20 protein-coding genes and 1 other annotated feature are annotated in these 18,308 nt (G+C 27.9%); of the genes, 19 read left to right on the top strand and 1 reads right to left on the bottom strand.

The features are described from left to right. The first annotated feature begins 204 nt into the window (after positions 1-204). From M4I33_RS03160 to M4I33_RS03115, 10 genes are all read left to right on the top strand, one after another. Positions 205-1,056, top strand: a complete 852-nt coding sequence (locus tag M4I33_RS03160; protein ID WP_257915431.1) for an ankyrin repeat domain-containing protein — start codon at positions 205-207, stop codon at positions 1,054-1,056. Positions 1,057-1,116: 60 nt separating this feature from the next. Further along, entirely contained in the window at positions 1,117-1,491 is a 375-nt protein-coding gene (locus tag M4I33_RS03155; RefSeq protein ID WP_257915430.1) for a hypothetical protein, read from the top strand. 148 nt (positions 1,492-1,639) lie between these two features. Beyond that, positions 1,640-1,963 carry a PadR family transcriptional regulator gene (locus tag M4I33_RS03150; RefSeq protein WP_257915429.1) on the top strand — a complete coding sequence of 108 codons (324 nt, stop codon included), beginning with the start codon at positions 1,640-1,642 and terminating at the stop codon, positions 1,961-1,963. A gap of 1 nt (position 1,964) precedes the next feature. Beyond that, positions 1,965-2,324, top strand: a complete 360-nt coding sequence (locus M4I33_RS03145) for a DUF1048 domain-containing protein (RefSeq protein WP_257915428.1) — start codon at positions 1,965-1,967, stop codon at positions 2,322-2,324. A gap of 13 nt (positions 2,325-2,337) precedes the next feature. Continuing rightward, positions 2,338-2,685: a DUF1048 domain-containing protein gene (locus M4I33_RS03140; protein ID WP_257915427.1), complete on the top strand. Its 348-nt coding sequence runs from the start codon at positions 2,338-2,340 to the stop codon at positions 2,683-2,685. Between the two features lie 151 nt (positions 2,686-2,836). Next, positions 2,837-3,052, top strand: a binding site (T-box leader). A 63-nt stretch (positions 3,053-3,115) separates the two neighbouring features. Continuing rightward, positions 3,116-3,781, top strand: a complete 666-nt coding sequence (locus M4I33_RS03135) for an amino acid ABC transporter permease (protein WP_257915426.1) — start codon at positions 3,116-3,118, stop codon at positions 3,779-3,781. Then, entirely contained in the window at positions 3,762-4,439 is a 678-nt protein-coding gene (locus M4I33_RS03130; RefSeq protein WP_257915425.1) for an amino acid ABC transporter permease, read from the top strand. The genes M4I33_RS03135 and M4I33_RS03130 overlap by 20 nt, the downstream gene beginning before the upstream one ends. 12 nt (positions 4,440-4,451) lie before the next feature. Beyond that, positions 4,452-5,180 (top strand): amino acid ABC transporter ATP-binding protein, encoded by a 729-nt coding sequence (locus M4I33_RS03125; RefSeq protein ID WP_257915424.1) that lies wholly within the window; start codon positions 4,452-4,454, stop codon positions 5,178-5,180. Between the two features lie 20 nt (positions 5,181-5,200). Beyond that, a complete protein-coding gene (locus tag M4I33_RS03120; RefSeq protein WP_257915423.1) occupies positions 5,201-6,028 on the top strand; it encodes a cysteine ABC transporter substrate-binding protein in 828 nt (275 codons plus the stop codon). Positions 6,029-6,135: 107 nt separating this feature from the next. Then, the gene (locus tag M4I33_RS03115; RefSeq protein WP_257915422.1) at positions 6,136-6,690 is read left to right on the top strand and encodes a DUF6512 family protein; all 555 of its coding nucleotides are present in this window, start codon (positions 6,136-6,138) and stop codon (positions 6,688-6,690) included. Positions 6,691-6,712: 22 nt separating this feature from the next. Here M4I33_RS03115 and M4I33_RS03110 read toward each other — a convergent pair whose 3' ends face one another. Then, positions 6,713-7,270, bottom strand: coding sequence for a TetR/AcrR family transcriptional regulator (locus M4I33_RS03110; protein ID WP_257915421.1), 558 nt, complete (start codon positions 7,268-7,270; stop codon positions 6,713-6,715). 215 nt (positions 7,271-7,485) lie between these two features. Here M4I33_RS03110 and M4I33_RS03105 point away from each other — a divergent pair, with 215 nt between their 5' ends. The 9 genes from M4I33_RS03105 to M4I33_RS03065 all read left to right on the top strand — a co-directional run bounded on the left by M4I33_RS03105 (position 7,486) and on the right by M4I33_RS03065 (position 18,154). After that, on the top strand, positions 7,486-8,187 hold the full coding sequence (locus tag M4I33_RS03105) for an ABC transporter ATP-binding protein (protein ID WP_257915420.1): 702 nt from the start codon (positions 7,486-7,488) through the stop codon (positions 8,185-8,187). A gap of 10 nt (positions 8,188-8,197) precedes the next feature. Then, on the top strand, positions 8,198-11,593 hold the full coding sequence (locus tag M4I33_RS03100) for an FtsX-like permease family protein (protein WP_257915419.1): 3,396 nt from the start codon (positions 8,198-8,200) through the stop codon (positions 11,591-11,593). 123 nt (positions 11,594-11,716) lie between these two features. Beyond that, positions 11,717-12,094, top strand: coding sequence for a PH domain-containing protein (locus M4I33_RS03095; protein ID WP_257915418.1), 378 nt, complete (start codon positions 11,717-11,719; stop codon positions 12,092-12,094). Between the two features lie 169 nt (positions 12,095-12,263). Then, positions 12,264-13,298 (top strand): septation ring formation regulator EzrA, encoded by a 1,035-nt coding sequence (locus tag M4I33_RS03090; protein ID WP_257915417.1) that lies wholly within the window; start codon positions 12,264-12,266, stop codon positions 13,296-13,298. A 382-nt stretch (positions 13,299-13,680) separates the two neighbouring features. Beyond that, entirely contained in the window at positions 13,681-14,670 is a 990-nt protein-coding gene (gene trpS / locus M4I33_RS03085) for a tryptophan--tRNA ligase (RefSeq protein WP_257915416.1), read from the top strand. A 50-nt stretch (positions 14,671-14,720) separates the two neighbouring features. Continuing rightward, the gene (locus M4I33_RS03080; RefSeq protein WP_257915415.1) at positions 14,721-15,542 is read left to right on the top strand and encodes an alpha/beta hydrolase; all 822 of its coding nucleotides are present in this window, start codon (positions 14,721-14,723) and stop codon (positions 15,540-15,542) included. 86 nt (positions 15,543-15,628) lie between these two features. Then, on the top strand, positions 15,629-16,177 hold the full coding sequence (locus tag M4I33_RS03075; protein ID WP_257915414.1) for a class I SAM-dependent methyltransferase: 549 nt from the start codon (positions 15,629-15,631) through the stop codon (positions 16,175-16,177). Between the two features lies 1 nt (position 16,178). Continuing rightward, entirely contained in the window at positions 16,179-16,856 is a 678-nt protein-coding gene (locus tag M4I33_RS03070) for a response regulator transcription factor (RefSeq protein WP_257915413.1), read from the top strand. After that, on the top strand, positions 16,853-18,154 hold the full coding sequence (locus M4I33_RS03065) for a HAMP domain-containing sensor histidine kinase (protein WP_257915412.1): 1,302 nt from the start codon (positions 16,853-16,855) through the stop codon (positions 18,152-18,154). The genes M4I33_RS03070 and M4I33_RS03065 overlap by 4 nt, the downstream gene beginning before the upstream one ends. Positions 18,155-18,308 lie beyond the last annotated feature (154 nt).

Genomic DNA, 18,308 nt, shown 5'->3' with positions numbered 1-18,308 from the left:
ATGTACTTAGATTGCTAAATTTAGAAGGAGGTTTTATGACAAATATACAAACTATAAAAAATCAGATTGGTAAAAGAGGCTACTTAAATAGTGATATTTATAGAGAGGCAATGATAAATATGAGGTTTGAATATATATATCTTTAATGAGTAAAGAGGAAATAGATAAACATCTTGATGTTTTGTTTAAGAGAGGAGTTTAATTATGGAAAAAGATAACTCTTTGCTCTATGCATGCTATATAAATGATATGGATTTGATTAAAGAAAGAATAGTAGGTGTAACATCTGCTCAATTAAAAAAGAGTACTATAGAAACAGGTACACCATTGCATGCTGCTGCTAAAAATGGGAATATAGAAGCGATTGATCTTTTATTATCAGCTGGTGCGGATATAGAAAAAGGGAATTTTATGAAAAATAGTCCGTTACTTACTTGTATAGAAGAAAGAAAATTAGATATAGCGAAATATTTGATTGAAAAGGGTGCAAATGTTAATAAAAAGGGATGCCAAAACAGAAATGCACTAAGTCAGTTGATACTATATGCTTGGGATAAAAACTTCGCAGAATTTTTAGTAGAGAAGGGATGTTTAGTTAATTCAACTTCAGTAGATAACACACCCCTATTAGAAGATGCAGCTATAACCAATAACTGTGATGCAATAGCGTTTTTATTGAAAAATGGCATAGACTTAGCGAATTTAAACAAATCACTTTGCTTTGCAATTATTTATAATGCACCAAAAGCAATAAGTTATCTAATAGAACTGGGAGCTGATTTAGATTCGATGTATAAAAGCTGTAAGGGTGTTTACAAGTCACTTTATCACGATACTTTAGTGCTTGATAATCGTGGTGATAGAAGAGAAACAATCAAAATTCTTCTTGAGGCGGGTGCTGATTTTAAAACGGAACCTGTAAGAGTAGTAACGACTCTTACTCTTGAAAAAACAAAACTAAGTCCTTATGAATATGCTAAGGAACGACTTTCTAAATATCCAGAAAATACATTTATAGCTAAGAATTTAGAATTAATCCATTCTTTTATTAATTAATATTATGAGTATAATTTTAGGACTAATAAATAGAATAAAAATTTTATGGAGGACGAATTTATGGAATTGATAGATGAACTTATAAGCTGCCTTAGCAGTATTGATTATAGTGAATTTGATGAAGAGTATATAGACGAATTACTTGATAGTAGAGATAGTAATCCCTTTGATGATAAATGGTGTAGAGTTAGTAAAAAAATTAATTCATTGAAAAATGAAGAAAACTATACCAATTTAAATAAAGAAATTCAAAATGAAATAAGAGAAAAAGCATTTATTATAATCAAACAAAATACTTTTAGTGAGCTTTCAGATTATGTTTCTGATGATTTTGGACTGATTTATGACAGTTTAATAGTAAATTATAAAGACAAATGGCTAGATAAATTGATAGAAGAATATAAAAATAAAAGGATTCCAGCTGGAGAACTTTAAAAAGAAATAGATATTATACAGAGTGGCTAAAGCCACTTTTTTTTCGGTAAATAAAATATTATATTGACAGGCATACTACTTAGTAATACTATATATAAGTAGTAAGTAATACTAAGTAGTGAATTTAAAAAATGATGAGGTGATTTATTTGGAAAATATAACAGAGATGCTAAAAGGGATATTAGAAGGTTGTGTCCTTGAAATAATAAGCCATGAAGAGATATATGGATACGAGATTACAAAGAGGCTAAATGCACTTGGATTTAAAGATGTCGTAGATGGAACTGTCTATACTATTTTAGTTAGACTTGAAAAAAATAAATTAGTAGAAACTACTAAAAAACCGTCTGAGATGGGGCCTCCTAGAAAGTTCTTCACTTTAAATGATGCAGGAAAAGAAGAATTAAAAAACTTTTGGGAAAAGTGGGAGTTTGTTTCAGGAAAATTAAATCAATTAAAGGGAGGGATTTAAGATGTTTGATAAATTTATAAAATTAGTAGTTGGAGATTTAGATGAAAAACGTGAATACAAGCAAATGATGAAAAGAGTCGAAGAACTTCCAGAAGAATATAGATTCGCCTTTAAGAAAATTCAAAAATATATGTACACAGTAGGAGCGCCAAACGGTGATATGAGCATATTTAAAGACTTAAATATGTTTAATGAATTAATAGAGTTATTTCAAACTAGCGCATTTGATAAAAAGCCTGTTACAGAGGTTGTAGGAAATGATGTTAGTAAGTTTTGTGATGAATTTATGGAAGCTTTTAGCGAGAATTCAGAAACTATAAAAGAAAAGATAAATAAAGAAATTAAAGAAAAACTTAAATAAAGGAGGGGTAACTTTGATTAAATTTATTAAAAAAATGATCCATGACAAAAAAGAATATAAAAATCAAATGGAAAGAAAAGAAAAATTACCAGAGGATTATAAATTTGTTTTTAATAAGATACAGGAGTATATTTGGAGATTTGCTTCAGGAGACGGTTCTGAAATGCTAAAAGTACAAGGTGACTTATTAGATTTATTTGAATATAGTGCATTAGAAGGTAAAAAGGTTTTAGAGGTAACTGGGGATGATGTTATTGGATTTTCAGATGAGCTTTTACTTGGTACTAAAAAGTGGACGGACAGGTATGCTGAAAGATTAAATAAAGAAATTATAAGTAAGGCTAAGGAAGATAATAAATAAAATTATCAATAGATTTAACTATTAATAAGTAAAATAGAATATTAAAACAGCTCCTATTAACAGATTGTTAATAAAAATAGTTGTAAAAAAATATTGACAATTATTTGCCATATTGTATACTATAAATCATAGTAATCCTATCGGAATAGTTATAATGGCGTTGAAGAAGAGAGTAATATTTTTTAGAAGTTTACAGAGAGAAGGAGTAGCTGAGAACCTTTGATGAAGAAAAATATGAAGTGCACTTTGGAGCTAATCTTTGAAATAGTAGTAGAAGATAAGGGGAGCCCTATATAGCCTTGAAAGAGAGACAATACATATTGTCTAACCTAGAGTGGAACCGCGGAGTTTTAGCTTCGTCTCTTATTAAGAGACGAAGCTTTTTTTATATCCAAAATTTGCTTTAAGTAAATAAAAAGGGGGGATAAAAATGGGATTAGACATAGATTTTATGATAAAAAATATTTCTGTATTTTTAGATGCTATGAAAATAACTCTAGAGATCGCTTTTTTAGGAATAGTTTTATCATTGATAATAGGAATAATAACAAGTAATTTAATTTATTTTAAAGTCCCAGTTTTAAGTAAGATATCAAAAATATATATAGAACTTTCAAGGAACACACCTTTATTAATCCAATTATTCTTTTTGTATTACGGATTAACTAAGTTTGGAATTAGTTTTTCAGGATTTGAGTGTGGAGTTATAGGGTTATCATTTTTAGGGGGAAGTTATATGTCTGAAAGTATTAGGGCAGGCCTTGAGGCAGTACCAAAGGGGCAGATTGAATCTGGTATTAGCATAGGGCTTAGTAAGTTTCAAATATTTAGACTAATAATTCTTCCGCAAGCATTTTATATAGCAATACCAGCTATTGGAGCTAATAGTTTGTTTTTAATAAAAGAAACTTCTATAGTTGGATCTATTGCAGTAGCTGAGCTTATGTTTGTTACTAAAGACATTATAGGTATGCAATACAAAACAAGCGAAGCTTTAGTTATGCTAATTATAGCTTATCTAATAATACTATTACCGATTTCTATATTTATAAGATATCTTGAAAAGAGAGGAAGGTATGCTGAATATGGGGTATGATGTAATATTTCAGGGAAAAAACTTTCTAAGACTTTTAGGTGGATTACTAGTAACAGCTGAAATTGCTTTTATTTCAGTAGTTATAGCATTAATCTTAGGAACTGTATTTGGAGTAGTTATGAATTCAAAGTCTAAAGTTATTAGAATTATTTCAAATATATATTTAGAGGCTATTAGGATAATACCTATCTTAGTTTGGTTGTTTGTTGGATATTTTGGGATATCAAGATTATTTAATATCCATATAGACGGAGTTGTTGTTTCTATAGTTGTATTTTCACTTTGGGGAATAGCTGAAATGGGAGATTTAATGCGGGGCGCAATTAAATCGATTCCTAAAATTCAAGAAGAATCAGCTATGGCAATAGGACTAAACAAAACTCAAATCTATAGATATATAATAATTCCGCAAGCTTTAAAAAGAGTAACTCCATCTGCTATTAATCTTTCTACTAGGATGATTAAGACAACCTCTCTTGTGATTATGATAGGAGTAGTTGAAGTAGTGAAGGTAGGACAGCAAATAATAGAAGTATCAGCAGTTAAATCACCTATGGCTACCTTTTGGGTGTATGGATTTATATTTTTCTTATATTTTATGATTTGTTATCCACTATCATTGTTATCAAAAAAACTAGAAAAAAGATGGGCATATTAAGGAGGGGGATTAATGAGTTTATTAAAGATTGATAATTTAGTAAAAAAGTATGATAATACTGAAGTTTTAAAAAATGTTTCTTTAGAAGTTTCAAAAGGTGAAGTTATAGTAGTGCTAGGGCCTTCAGGCTGTGGTAAGAGTACTTTATTAAGATGTATAAACGGCCTTGAAGAATTTTCAGGTGGAAAAATATCTTTAGATGATAAAGAACTAGGAAAAGATTTATCTTGGAGAAGTGCAAGAGGAAAGATAGGGATGGTTTTTCAAAGCTATGAACTATTCCCGCACCTAAATGTTATAGATAATATACTTTTAGGTCCTACAAAATCTCAAAAAAGAGATAAAGATGAAGTTTTAAAAGAGGCTTTAAAACTTTTAAAGAGAGTTAATCTTTCTGATAAGGAACTTGCCTTTCCAAGACAATTATCAGGAGGGCAAAAACAAAGGATAGCTATAGTTAGAGCACTTTGTTTAAATCCAGAGATAATGCTTTTTGATGAAGTTACAGCAGCCCTTGACCCTGAGATGGTTAGGGAAGTTTTAGATGTTATATTAGAACTTGCAAAAAGTGGTATGACTATGGTTATAGTTACTCACGAGATGAACTTTGCAAAAGAAGTTGCAGATAAGATAGTTTTTATGGATGAAGGTGAAATTAAAGAGATTTCAAATCCAAAAGAGTTTTTTGAAAATCCTAAGAGTGAAAGAGCTAAAAGCTTTTTAAATATCTTAAAGTATTAAATAAAAAGGGGGCATTAAATATGAAAAAAATTAAAAAATTAATAGGGCTAGTTTTAATAGTAGGTGTAGCGGCAGGAGCTTTTGTAGGTTGCGGTAATTCAAAGGAATCAGGGTCTATAGAAGAAATAAAAGAAAAAGGCAAGATAAGAATTGGGGTGTTTAGCGACAAACCGCCTTTTGGATACGTTGATAGTAATGGTGAAAACCAAGGCTATGACGTTGAAATAGGAAAGAGGTTATCTAAGGATTTATTAGGTGATGAAAATAAAGCAGAGTTTGTTTTAGTAGAAGCTGCAAATAGAGTTGAATATTTAGAATCTAATAAGGTGGATGTTATTTTAGCGAATTTCACAGTTACAGATGAAAGAAAAGAAAAAGTAGATTTTGCAGATCCATATATGAAAGTAGGTCTTGGGGTAGTATCTAAAGATGGAAAAGTAAAATCAATAGATGATTTAAAAGGTAAAAAGGTCCTTGTTAATAAAGGGACTACAGCAGAGAGCTATTTAACTAAAAATTATAAAGATATAGAACTTTTAAAGTTTGAGCAAAACACAGAAACTTTCCAAGCATTACTTGATGGAAGAGGCGATGCTTTAGCACACGATAACACTTTAGTTTTAGCTTGGGCTAGACAAAATCCAGGATATGAAGTTGGAATTAAATCTTTAGGGGAGCAAGATATGATTGCACCTGCAGTTAGAAAAGGAAATACTGAATTATTAAATTGGATAAATGAAGATTTAACTAAACTTAAAAAATCAGGCTTTATAAAAGAAGCTTATGAAAAAACTTTAAAACCAGCTTATGGAAATTCAATAGAAGCTGAGGATATAATAGTTAGTTAAAAGTAATAGAGGCATCATTAAATTAGTTTAATGATGTCTTTAATTTATATTTAAATAACAGAATACATATAATAACTATAATTAAGTTTATATTTAAAGGAGTAGTTATGAAAAGAAGATTATTAAAAGAAGAAAGATGGATTCTTATAGGAATACCTGTACTTTTTATAATAGGTTCACTTTGGCATTCTATATATGAATTTACAGGAAATAAATTTTTAGTAGGCTTATTTGCCGCAGTAAATGAAAGTATTTGGGAACATACAAAGATGGTTTTAATTCCTATAATAGCTTGGTTTTTAATTTATTATTTAGTCTTTTTTAAGAAGCACAAAATAAACAAAGACAAGTGGTTAACTAGTCTTTTAGTATCCTTATTAACTTCTATTATTTCAATACCTATGCTTTATTATTTTTATACCTCTGCCTTTGGGATAGAGAGTATAGTCTGTGATATTTTAATCTTATTTTTAGCTATAGCCTTTGGGCAAAGTTTAGCTCTTCATATATACAGATACTCTAAAGGAATAAACCATAATTTAGTTAGTGTAATATTGATTTTAATAGTAGGAGGGTATATTTTTCTTACTTTATCGCCTCCTAAAATCCCAATGTTTAGAGACAGTATAACTAAAAAATATGGGATTGAGTATAAAAAATAAAACTTCTAAAATTTTAGAAGTTTTATTTTAAATTTATCTTATTAATTTTATTTATTATAACTACAAGTTCTTTTGGCGATTCAGGTAAGTCGTTTAAAAGCCAAGTTTCAATAATAGATAAACACCCGCCTACAGAATATCTCATATAATAATTTGCTAAAGTTTTATTTTCTAGAGTACTATTATTAAAAACTTTACTTACATCTATAGTATTTGCGATTTCACTTATTCTATTTAAGATACTATTATCTCTTTGATTACAAAATAAAACTCTGCAAAGATCCTTATTTTCTTTAATCAATTCTAATACCCTAAGTAAAAGCAAGCTATTATATTCTTTAGCTGGAATTTCACTTATATAAATAAGTATTTGAGTAAATAATTCATCTTCCATAGAACTAAGTAAATCAAAAGCGTCTTTATAATGAGTATAAAAAGTTCCGCGGTTAATATCAGCTTTTTTACATATATCTGTAACAGTAACTTGATGAATCTCTTTAGTTTTAAGAAGTTCAATTAAACTTTCTTTTATTACTTTCTTTGTATAGATTGTTCTACGATTTCCTTTAATACCAGCCATTTAAAAATCTCCTCTAATTTAGTTAATTTAATATAAAATGTTATTAAATAGACATATTATGAAAAAGTGTATATTTAATAACGGTTAGAAATTATGTGATTATTGTCTAAGTTAGACTAATAATTTATACTTTTATTATAGTATTAAATATACAAAGTGTCTATTTAATAACTAAAAGTATAAGTTAGGGGATTATTAAATAGAGGAGGGCTACTATGGCATATATAGATGTGAAAGATATACACAAAAGATATAAAGTAGGGGATAGTGAAATTGTAGCTAATAACGGAGTTAGCTTTTCAATAGAAAAAGGGGAATTTGTTATTATTTTAGGTCCAAGCGGTGCAGGAAAATCTACAACTCTTAATATTTTAGGGGGAATGGATAGCTTAGATTCAGGAAAAATAATAATAGATGGAACAGATATATCGAATTTTAATAACAAGGAATTAACTAAATATAGAAGAGATGATGTAGGATTTGTATTTCAGTTTTATAACTTAGTTCAAAACCTTACTGCAAAGGAAAATGTAGAACTTGCAATTCAAATTACAGATGATGCATTAGATGTAGATAAAACTTTAAAGATGGTAGGGTTAGATAAGAGAAAAGATAACTTTCCATCTCAATTATCAGGTGGGGAGCAGCAAAGAGTTTCTATAGCTAGGGCTATAGCTAAAAATCCTAAACTTTTACTTTGCGACGAGCCAACTGGGGCTTTAGATTATAAAACAGGAAAGCAGATTTTAAAAATTCTTCAAGATGCATCAAGAAAGATGGGTTCTACTGTTGTTATAATAACTCATAACTCAGCTATAGCACCTATGGCAGACAAAGTTATAAAAATAAATGATGCAAAGGTTCGTGAAGTTTCAGAAAACAAAAATCCAATATCAGTAGAAGATATTGAATGGTAGGAGTTAAGATATGAGAGCAGATAGAAAATCAATAGTTCGTGAAATTCTATCATCTAAAGCAAGATTCTTTTCTATTATGGTTATCATATTTTTAGGTGTTGCCTTTTATTCTGGTATAAAATCAGCAGGACCTGATATGAATAAAACTATTAATAAGTATTATGAAGATAAAAACCTTATGGATAGTAAAGTTATATCAACTTTAGGTTTAAGTGATGAAGATTTAAATTTACTTAAAAATGATGATAAAGTATTAGATTATTACGGAAGTCATACTATAGATGCAAACCTTACTAATATGAGTAATGTAGTTAGGTTTATGGAGTATGATAAAAATAATAATATAAATAAATTTGAGGTTTTAGAGGGGCGACTTCCTGAAAATGAAGGTGAAATTGCATTAGATGAAAAAGCATTTAAGCTTAACAAAGGTCTAAAAATAGGCGATGAGTTTGTAATAAAATCAGATAAAGATACAATGAAAAACTTTAAAAAAGAAAAGTATAAGATTGTAGGAAAAGTAAAAAATCCTATGTACATAGAAAAAGAATCAAGAGGCGTAACTAATGTTGGTAAGGGAACTATAGATTACTTTGGAGTGTTAAATAGTGAAGATATAAAATTAAAACCTTATACTGAAATTTATCTTAGATTTAAAAATGTACAAGGGCTTGATGCTTATAGTGATGAATATAAGGATTTAACTGAAGAAAACAATAAATACTTAGAAGAATTATTTAAAGGCAGGATTCCATTAAGAGAAGAAGAAGTTAAATCTGATATAAAAAAAGAATTTAAAGCTGGATACGAAGAAATAGAAAAAAATGAAAAGCTATTAAATGAAAAAGAAAAAGATTTAAAAGAAGCTAGAGAAAAATTAGAAAAAGGTAAAGAAGAGTATAAGAAAAACAAAAAAGAGTTTGAAGAAAATATAGAAAAAAACGAAGCTAAGCTAAAAGACGGTGAAAGAAAGCTACAAGACGGAAAACTTGATTTGCAAAACAAAAGCAAACAAATAATAGAAAGTGAAAAAGCTTTAGATTTAGCAAAAGATAATTTAGAAAAAGCAAAGGAAGAATTTTTAAAATCAGGAATAGACCCAGATTCTGATACTAAAGAAATCCAAAGTAATATAGAAAACTTAGATAAGCTATCTAGCGGGTTAAATTTACTTTCAAAAGACATTAAAAACACAGTAGATAACTTAAAAGAAGGAGAAGAAATACCTAAAGAAAAGATACTATATTGGAAACAGATAGGGAATACTTTAGGTTTAACAGAATTAAATTCTTCTTTTGAAAATCTAGAAAAAGATCCTAAAAACAAAGAGTTAGCTTATTTAATAGAGTCTACTTTAAACGAAAAGATTAAAGAAGTTGATTTAAATAAAGATAATCTTCAAAAAGCTTTAATTTCAGTTAATGAGTATAAACTAGGTAAGAGTGAATACGAAAAGGGATTAAACAAATTAAACTCTGGAAAAGAAAAAATAAATATTGCACAAAATCAAATAGAGCTAAAATCAGAAGAGATAGAAGATGCAAAAAATTCTTTAGAAAAAGGAAAAACTAAAGGGGAAGACGAATTTTTAAAAGCTAAAAACAAATTAGAAGATTCTGAAAGAAAGCTTATTTCAGGAGAAAAAGCTATAAAAGAAAATAAAGAAAAGATAGCTACTTCTAAAAAGGATATAGAAGAAAAGGAAAAGTCAGCTTTAGACCATATTAAAAATATTAAATATATAGTATTTGATAGAACAGACAACCAAGGTTATTCAGGGTATAAAGATTCTATAAATAGTTTAGATAGTATAGCAAAGGTACTTCCAGTTTTCTTCTTTATAGTTGCAATATTAATTTGTTTAACAACTATGACTAGGATGGTAGAAGAAAAGAGAATAGAAATTGGAACTATGAAGGCTTTAGGGTATGGAAACTTAAGTATAGCCTTAAAATTCATAGTATATGCTTCGCTTGCAAGCGTGCTAGGATGCTTTTTAGGACTTCTTGTAGGAAGTAATATAATTCCAAGCATAATAAGTAACGCTTATACTAGTGTTTACGGATTACCTAAAGTAGAAACATATTATTATCCTTTATATATAATACAATCTTTAGTTATATCAGTTCTTTGTACCGTAGGTGCAGCTATGTTTGTTGTAAGAGTTGAACTTAAAGATAAACCTTGTAACTTAATGAGACCTAAAGCACCAAAGCTTGGAAAAAAGATATTCTTAGAGAGGATAACTCCTTTATGGAAAAGATTAAGTTTTAATCAAAAGGTAACTTTTAGAAATCTATTTAGATATAAGCAACGTATGTTTATGACTATATTTGGTATAGCTGGGTGTATGGCACTTTTAGTTACTGGTTTTGGACTTAAAGATTCAAATAACGGTATAGTTACAAATCAATTCGATAAACTTTGGAAATACGAAACTATGGTTATTTTTAGTGAAGATCAAACCAAAGAAGAAATAGATACGTATAACAAAACTTTAAAGAGCTTAAAAGGTTATGAAAATAATTTAGAGATGAGTAACAGAACTATTTCATTTACTAAAGAAGGAATGAATAAGCAAGTAGCAAACCTTTATGTTCCTAAGGATTCTGATAGATTAAGTGATTTTGTAGTATTAAATGATATAGTTTCAAAAGAAAATTATAGATTGCCAGATGATGGCGTGATAATAAATGAAAAGTTAGCTAAACTTTTAGGAGTAACTAAAGGTGATACTATAGAATTTAAAGATGATGAAAATTCTTATAAAGTAAAGGTGAGTGGAGTATTTGAAAATTATATTATGCACTCAGTTTATATGTCAGATACTTACTACGAAAAGGTATTTAAAGAAAAGCCTACCTACAATACAGATTTTATAAACTTTAATCCTTCAACTATTGATGAAAATGAGATTTCATCAAAATTAATGGATTGTAAAAATGTAATCAACGTAACAGAAGTAAGCGATATGAAAAAAACAACAGAGGAATCAGCTGCAAATATGAATGTAGTTATGTTAGTTATAATACTATCAGCAGGAAGCTTAGCTTTTGTAGTTTTATATAATTTAAATAACATAAACGTATCAGAACGTATAAGAGAATTATCTACTATAAAAGTATTAGGATTTTTTGATGATGAAGTAACTATGTATATCTTAAGGGAAAATATTATACTAACTTTACTTGGAGTAATTTCAGGGGGAGTGCTTGGAAACTTACTTCATAAGTTTATAATAATAACATCAGAAACAGATACTATGATGATGTACCCTAAGATTGCTTTTACTAGCTATATTTTTGCAAGTTTAATAACAATATTTTTCTCAGTTGTAGTTATGCTTCTTATGCATATTAAACTTAGAAAAGTTAACATGATAGATGCTTTAAAATCAAATGAGTAAGTAAGAATAAAAATAAGTAGCTGTTAGATTTAAATTAATCTAGCAGCTATTTTAATTGTGTATATATACTATATATTGTATAATTTAACCATAAAATCAAATTTAATAAAAGGGAGAAATATAATGGGACTATTTGGAGCAAAAGAAAAATTACTTAAATCACAAGGGAATAAACATAGAGAAGCAGTAGAGGAATTTTTACTAGACGGAGAAGTTGTAGAATCACTTTATCCGTTAGTTATAGATTTTCTATGCGTAACTAATAAGAGAATAATTTTTGTAGATAAGGAAGTTAGCATTAAAGATCCTACAACAGCAGTTATAACAATTCCTTATAAAAATATCACAGAAATAGGTTTAGTAAAAAATGATAAAGCATTTGCAACATCTGATGAGATAGTTATAATATCAAAAGGTGGAAAATACAAATTAAAATTTGTCAAAAGTGACGTCACTAATGCAAATCTTATTTATAAAGAATTAGTAAGTAAAATATTATAATATAAAGTTTTAAAAAGTAGCTAAATTTAATTAGCTACTTTTTTTATTTAAAATAAATGAATAATCTTTTAATAATTAGGAAAAGAAAGGAAGTTGCAAGAAAAAAGGGTAAAATAATAATATGAATCAAAAATAAATATATTCATATAGAAGGATTAGGGGGAAGAATATGAAAAATAAAAGGATTAGAAAAATAATTGCAAGTGCTATAGTTTTATCTATTGTGCTATTCACAGCAGGCTGCGGAAACAATATAAAAGAAAAATTAGAAACAGGAATTACATATTTGAATAATGGAGAATACGATAAAGCAGAACAATCATTTGGAGAAATTATTAAAGAAAAACCAGATAATAATGAAGCAAAGGTCTTAGAACAAATAGTTAAAAACTACAAAGATTCAGAAGAGTTATATAAGAGCGGTGATTATACTAAAGCTAAAGAAGAAATTAATAAGATTCCTAGTGAATATTCAAAATATAATATAAAAGAAAATGTGGATAAATTAAAAGAAGAAATAGATAAAAAGTTAAAAGAAATAAAAGCTATAGATGAAAAATTAAACGGCTTAGAGAAGTTAATAAAAGAAAATAAATTAAGTGAAGCAAATAAAGAGATAGAAAATATAAAAGCTATTCTAACAAAAGAGCAAGAAGATAAGTTGAAAAATTTAAAAATTGATTTAAAAAGTAAAGAGGATAAAATAAAGGAAGAAAAACTAAAAGAGGAAAAGCTAAAAGAAGAAAAGATCAAAAAAGAAAAATTAGAAGATCAAAAGAAGGCTCAAGCATCAAAAGAGAGCACTAATAAAAAAGAAACAAAAAATAATCAAAATACTAGTAATAAAACTGGTAATATAGTTTATAAAAATAATGAACTAGGGATACAAATGACTTTACCTAGAAGCTGGGAAGGAAACTATAGAATAACTTCTAATCCTAATGGGTTTAGTGTATTTGTTAAGTGTAATCAAAAATATGAAAATGAAGGATACTTATTTAGTGTAAAAAAAGAAAGTGATATAAGTGATTTAAGCACATATGATGGGATTGGAAAGAGATATGTTACAGCCAAAGGAGTTAAGTATGTTATCGGAGGACCAACAGGTCTTGTTATGGGAGAGGATAATCCAAAATTTAAATTGTATATAAAAATGGTGAGAGATAGTTATAATATATCTCACACTATAAATCCTATTAGTTAAGTTTGACTAATAAATTTTAGAAGAGTATAATTGCAATTAATATAAATAAACCGTTGATTAAGATTAGTAAATATATCTATTTAAAATTTCAGAGAGCTATTATTTGGTGTGAATATAGCATTTTAATATATATTGAATGGACTTAAGAGGGAAGTGCTTAAAGCTTTTTTGCAAGTAGGTGCTTACGGAAATCCTAACCGTTATGATGGAGGCGTATGTTAGTACGTTTTAATTATTGCTTATTTTCGGGTGGCAAAACAGAAATTTTTACTTCTGTCCCTTTTTGGGATGGAAGTTTTTTTATTTATAAAGGAGATGGTTTTATGGAAGTTGATTGGTGGTGCTATTTATAAGGAAAATATATTAAGAGGAGAGGTTTATTATGAAAAGAATTTTAACAGGTGATAGAACAACAGGAAAATTACATTTAGGACATTATGTAGGGAGTCTTCAAAATAGAGTAAAGCTTCAAGATGATTATGATACTTTCATTTTACTTGCAGATATTCAAGCTTTAACTACACATTTTGAAAGACCAGAACTTATAAATAGTAGTATATATGATGTTGCTATAGATAACTTATCAGTAGGGCTTGATCCAAACAAAGTAACTATTTTTCAACAATCAAAGATACCTTCTATAGCAGAACTTACTATATTTTATTCTATGCTTGTGTCAGTGAATTCACTAAGACACAATCCAACTATAAAAACAGAAGCAAAACAGTACGGATATGATGATTTAAGCTACGGATTTTTAGGATACCCTGTAAGTCAAACAGCAGATATAACTTTTTGTAAGGCAGATTTAGTTCCGGTAGGAGACGATCAAATACCCCATATAGAACAATCAAGAAAGATAGCTAGAAGATTTAATGACCTTTATGGAAAAGGTGAAATTATAATAAAAGAGCCAGAGATATTATTAAGTGAAAATTCAAGGCTTATGGGCTTAGACGGAAATGCAAAAATGGGTAAGAGTTTAGGAAATGCAATATACTTATCAGACAGCATAGAGGAAGTTAATAAAAAAGTTAGGGCAGCTAAAACTGATATAAACAGGATTAAAGTTTCTGATAAAGGAAATCCTGATATCTGCACTGTTAGTAAGTATCACAAAGTATTTAATGAAGGTGAATATAAAAATATTTGTGATATGTGTAAAAATGCGAGCATTGGCTGTGTTTCTTGTAAAAAGATATTAGGAGATAAAATTAATAATCTTTTAGAGCCATTTAGAGAAAAACGTAATTATTATGAAAACCATAAATCAGAGGTTAAAGAAATAATAATTTCAGGAAGTGAAAAGGCAAACAAAATAGGAAACGAAACAGTTAAAGAAGTTAAAAGTGCTATGAATATATTAATATAAAATTAGATGGTGGTATAATTACTATATATTGTATATAAAGGAGAGATTTTATGGGAAAATTACAGGGAAAAGTAGAAGTGATAAATGATTTTTATATGCCAGAATTAGATAGATATAGAACTTTAAGAATCTATCTACCACCTAACTATGATGAGTCTGATACTAGGCATCCGGTTTTATATATGCATGATGCTCAAAATTTATTTCATAAAGAAACATCTACCTTTGGTGAAATTTGGGATGTTAAAAATGCATTAGATGAGATATATAAAAAATATAAAGTTTCAATAATCGTTGTCGGGATAGATAACGGAGAAGAGTTTAGGTATGCAGAGTATTCCCCTTGGAATAGCAAGATAGGCGGAGAGTATTTACCACACGCAAAAGCTACAGGTAATTTAGGGGGAGATGGTTTTAAATATTTAGAGTTTTTAGTAAATACTTTAAAGCCTTATATTGATTCTAATTATAAAACTTTAAAAGGAAGAGAAAATACTGGTATTTGCGGAAGCTCTATGGGTGGACTTATATCTATCTGTGGGGGAATAAAGTATCAAGATACCTTTTCAAAAATAGCAGCCTTTTCTTCAGCTATATATTTCTGTGAGGAAAAGTTTGTGAAATTTTTAGAAGATACAGGGAAAAATAAAAATATGAAAATCTATTTAGATGTCGGAACAGACGAAACAAGCGATAAAGAAAACAAAGATTTCCCTAAAATATATATGGATTGCAACGAGAGAACAAGAGATAAATTAAAAGAAATAGGTTTCGATAAAGAATTATATTATTTACTAGATAAAGGTGGAAGACATTCAGAGGTATCTTGGAGAAAAAGATTCCCTAAAATGATAGAATTTTTATTTTGCTAAATATTAAGAAATCTTAAAACATTGATAGAGTAAGAATTAAATATTTTCCTTTAAACTTAAGAAAAATCATTAAAGGAAGTGTTTAAATGTTTATCTTAGAATATATAAAAAATCCTAGAACAGTTGGAGCGATATCTCCTAGCGGAAAAAACTTATCAAATAAGATGATTGATAGTATAGATTTTGAAAAAGTTAATTGTATAGTGGAATATGGTCCTGGAACTGGCGTATTTACAGAGAAAATTTTATCTAGAGTAAAAGAAGACACTTTAGTTATATTAATTGAAGTAAATACCGAATTTTACAATATACTTAAAAATACTTATGGGCATAAAAAGAATGTAATAATTTTAAATGATAGTGCTGAAAATATTGATAATATAATAAAAAGATATTCTATAAAAAAGGTAGATTGTATAGTTTCAGGGCTTCCCTTTGCATCTTTACCTAAGGAAGTATCAAACAAAATATTAAAAAAGACATCTGAAATACTAAAAGAGGATTCAAAGTTTATAACTTTTCAATATTCTCTATTTAAGCTAAAGCACTTAAAAGAATACTTTAATAAAATTCACTTTAAAAAAGTATTTATTAATTTACCGCCAGCTTACGTTTTAGAATGTGAAGGAGAGTAATATGAGTAAAAATATATTAGTTGTTGATGATGATAAAGATATTAGAGAACTAGTAGAGGCATATCTAAAAGCAGAAGGTTATATAGTAGATAAGGCATCAGATGGAGAAGAGGCGTTATCTTTAATAGAAGAAAAAGCATATGATTTAGTTATATTAGACATAATGATGCCTAAAATAGATGGTATAGAAACATTAATAAGAATAAGAAAAAAGCATAAGATGCCAGTTATCTTCTTAACAGCTAAAAACGACGAGATAGATATGGTAAAGGGTTTAACTTTAGGGGCTGACGATTATATAGCAAAACCCTTTAGTTCTATGGAACTTATAGTTAGAGTAAAGGCGCAGCTTAGAAGATATACAGTATTTAATAATTTAGATAATAAAATAATAAATATTGGAGATTTACTTTTAGATATAGAAAAGCATATAGTTACCGTTAAGGGGAAGGAAGTTAACCTAACTCCTACAGAATATAAGATATTAGAGTTATTTTGTAAAAATAGAAATAGAGTATTTAGCGTTGAAGAAATATACGAAAATATTTGGAAAAATAAATATGCTGTAGGTGATACATCAATAATGGTTCACATTACTAAGCTGAGACAAAAGCTTGAAAAAGATCCTAAAAATCCTGAATTTATTAAGACTGTATGGGGAGTAGGATATAAGATATGAAGCTTAAACTTAAATTAAGATATAACATAATTATAGGAGTTATAGTTGGATTCTTTTTAGCTCAATTAGTAATATCAGAAGGATATGCACTATTAGTATTAAGGCAAGAAAGAAGCGGGTCTTCAGAGGTTCCTTCAATTTTAGGAGAAGAAAGGTTTTTTAAGATTTTAGCTATAGTAGTCTTTATTTTGACAGTTATAATATTTTGCACTAAAAAACTTAGAAATATAAACCTAAACAAACTAAGCATCTATATAATATTAGCAGTTGCAGTTTCGATTTTTTGTGCTGTAGAATTTGTGATGTTAATCGGAATAATAGTTCTTAAGCTATATCCTAAGTTTTATGAAATTATGACGACAAACTATTTTATATCAATAAATGCTTTTTATATGCTGTGGATAGGGATAGTAGGGATGTTTTTACTAACATTTATGATCCTTATTAATAGAAAAATTAAATACATAAAATATATGACAAAAGGGGTTAAAGAAATTAAGTATGAAGGTTTTGGAAAGACGCTTGAAGTAAAAGGAAAAGATGAATTAGGTGAGCTTTGCGAAAGTATAAATGATATGTCTATAGAACTTAGAAAAAAGATAGATAAAGAAAAAGAGATAGAAAATACAAAAAACGAATTAATAACTAACATATCACACGATTTAAAAACGCCTCTTACAGCATTAGTTGGATATTTAGAATTACTTGATAGTTCTAATTTAGATGAAGAAACTAAAAAGAAATACACTAAAACAGCCTATAATAAAAGCTTAAGGCTTAAAGAATTAGTAAATGAACTTTTTGAATACACTAAGCTAACAAGTAGCGATATAGTTATAAATAAAGAGAGATTTAATATATCAAATATAATAAATCAGATAGTAGGAGAGAGCATACTTTCTTTTTCAGAGCGCAATATAGAAGTGATTTTAGATAATCCTTATAAAGAATTATACTTAGAAATTGATAGCAAACTATTTACAAGAGCTATAGAAAATTTAGTTAAAAACGCAGAAAAATATAGCGACTCAAATACAACCTTTAAGGTTAAAGTTAAAGATATGAATGACTTTATAAATATATCTTTTGAAAACAAATGCGAAGGTATAAAAGAAGCTGATTTAGAGAAAATATTCGATAAGTTTTATAGATTAGATAAGGCTAGATCTAGTGAAAACGAAGGATCAGGATTAGGGCTTAATATCTCTAAAAGAATTATAGAATTACATAACGGAAGTTTAAATGTAAAAAAAGAAAATGATTATATAAAATTCAATATTTTATTAAAGAAAGCGTAACTCAAAAGTTATGCTTTTTTTATTTATTAAGAAAAATTAAAAGTTTTCCTATTAGATTATTAAAGATATATTTTTAAAATTATATTAAAGAAAAGGATATAAGGAAGTGGATAGATGATTATTTTTGCTGTATTAGTAATAAGTATTATAGCTT

Source organism: Clostridium sp. LY3-2 (assembly GCF_024705715.1).
Classification (GTDB): domain Bacteria; phylum Bacillota; class Clostridia; order Clostridiales; family Clostridiaceae; genus Clostridium.
The sequence above is the reverse complement of the archived record's forward strand: the minus strand, read 5'-3'. Positions and strand labels throughout refer to the sequence as shown.

Excerpts from the sequence above, each read along its gene's own strand:
- M4I33_RS03160 (WP_257915431.1), top strand. The coding sequence starts at position 205 with ATGGAAAAAGATAACTCTTTGCTCTATGCATGCTATATAAATGATATG.
- M4I33_RS03155 (WP_257915430.1), top strand. The coding sequence starts at position 1,117 with ATGGAATTGATAGATGAACTTATAAGCTGCCTTAGCAGTATTGATTAT.
- M4I33_RS03145 (WP_257915428.1), top strand. The coding sequence starts at position 1,965 with ATGTTTGATAAATTTATAAAATTAGTAGTTGGAGATTTAGATGAAAAA.
- M4I33_RS03135 (WP_257915426.1), top strand. The coding sequence starts at position 3,116 with ATGGGATTAGACATAGATTTTATGATAAAAAATATTTCTGTATTTTTA.
- M4I33_RS03130 (WP_257915425.1), top strand. The coding sequence starts at position 3,762 with ATGCTGAATATGGGGTATGATGTAATATTTCAGGGAAAAAACTTTCTA.
- M4I33_RS03125 (WP_257915424.1), top strand. The coding sequence starts at position 4,452 with ATGAGTTTATTAAAGATTGATAATTTAGTAAAAAAGTATGATAATACT.
- M4I33_RS03120 (WP_257915423.1), top strand. The coding sequence starts at position 5,201 with ATGAAAAAAATTAAAAAATTAATAGGGCTAGTTTTAATAGTAGGTGTA.
- M4I33_RS03115 (WP_257915422.1), top strand. The coding sequence starts at position 6,136 with ATGAAAAGAAGATTATTAAAAGAAGAAAGATGGATTCTTATAGGAATA.
- M4I33_RS03110 (WP_257915421.1), bottom strand. The coding sequence starts at position 7,270 with ATGGCTGGTATTAAAGGAAATCGTAGAACAATCTATACAAAGAAAGTA.
- M4I33_RS03105 (WP_257915420.1), top strand. The coding sequence starts at position 7,486 with ATGGCATATATAGATGTGAAAGATATACACAAAAGATATAAAGTAGGG.
- M4I33_RS03100 (WP_257915419.1), top strand. The coding sequence starts at position 8,198 with ATGAGAGCAGATAGAAAATCAATAGTTCGTGAAATTCTATCATCTAAA.
- M4I33_RS03095 (WP_257915418.1), top strand. The coding sequence starts at position 11,717 with ATGGGACTATTTGGAGCAAAAGAAAAATTACTTAAATCACAAGGGAAT.
- M4I33_RS03090 (WP_257915417.1), top strand. The coding sequence starts at position 12,264 with ATGAAAAATAAAAGGATTAGAAAAATAATTGCAAGTGCTATAGTTTTA.
- trpS (WP_257915416.1), top strand. The coding sequence starts at position 13,681 with ATGAAAAGAATTTTAACAGGTGATAGAACAACAGGAAAATTACATTTA.
- M4I33_RS03080 (WP_257915415.1), top strand. The coding sequence starts at position 14,721 with ATGGGAAAATTACAGGGAAAAGTAGAAGTGATAAATGATTTTTATATG.
- M4I33_RS03075 (WP_257915414.1), top strand. The coding sequence starts at position 15,629 with ATGTTTATCTTAGAATATATAAAAAATCCTAGAACAGTTGGAGCGATA.
- M4I33_RS03070 (WP_257915413.1), top strand. The coding sequence starts at position 16,179 with ATGAGTAAAAATATATTAGTTGTTGATGATGATAAAGATATTAGAGAA.
- M4I33_RS03065 (WP_257915412.1), top strand. The coding sequence starts at position 16,853 with ATGAAGCTTAAACTTAAATTAAGATATAACATAATTATAGGAGTTATA.